1 protein-coding gene is annotated in these 532 nt (G+C 55.5%); it reads left to right on the forward strand.

Annotated elements, in window-relative coordinates; all coding sequences use genetic code 11:
* Positions 1–403, forward strand: a 403-nt coding sequence (locus tag KP705_RS16745; RefSeq protein ID WP_215765071.1) for a hypothetical protein, incomplete at its 5' end; no start/stop codon positions are given.
* Positions 404–532: the final 129 nt, after the last annotated feature.

Here is a 532-nt window from a genome sequence, read left to right on the forward strand (position 1 = left end):
CAAAAACCTGACCCCTGCTGACCTAGAACCGCAGGTGCTCAAGAAGGGGATTTTTAGCCGTGTTGTGGAAGACCCTGAGCAGGTGGCAAAACGCATCAGTCAGACCGTTCAGCAGCATTATGAACCTGCCGTTCAGAGCGCCACAGTTGCCCGCACAGCGACCAAACGGGCCAAGGAAGACAGAGAGAGCCTGAAACAGCTTCAGAGCCGTCTGGAGCCTCTTGTGAAGGCTCTGAGGGATATTCCGACCCAATACCGGGAGAAGGTTATCGAGGGCTGCGTGAAACTGGCCCAACAGCTACGCCAGAAACTCCAAGATCAGGCGGTTGAGGCTCAACGGGAACGAGCCAGAGAAATTGGCCGGAATCGCTCGCGGGAGAATAGCCGAGGTCGGGGCCGCTGACCGTCCCATTCGCTCCTTCTTCCTGAGCAAATACTCTCTTGCACGGTTCTCGGATGTCGCCCGTTTATGCCGTGCATAATTACCCCCCCTTTTGGGGTAAAAACCGCAGTTTTCCACCGAAAAAAGAGA

This window comes from Gluconobacter sp. P1D12_c (assembly GCF_018812105.1).
GTDB lineage: Bacteria > Pseudomonadota > Alphaproteobacteria > Acetobacterales > Acetobacteraceae > Gluconobacter > Gluconobacter oxydans_A.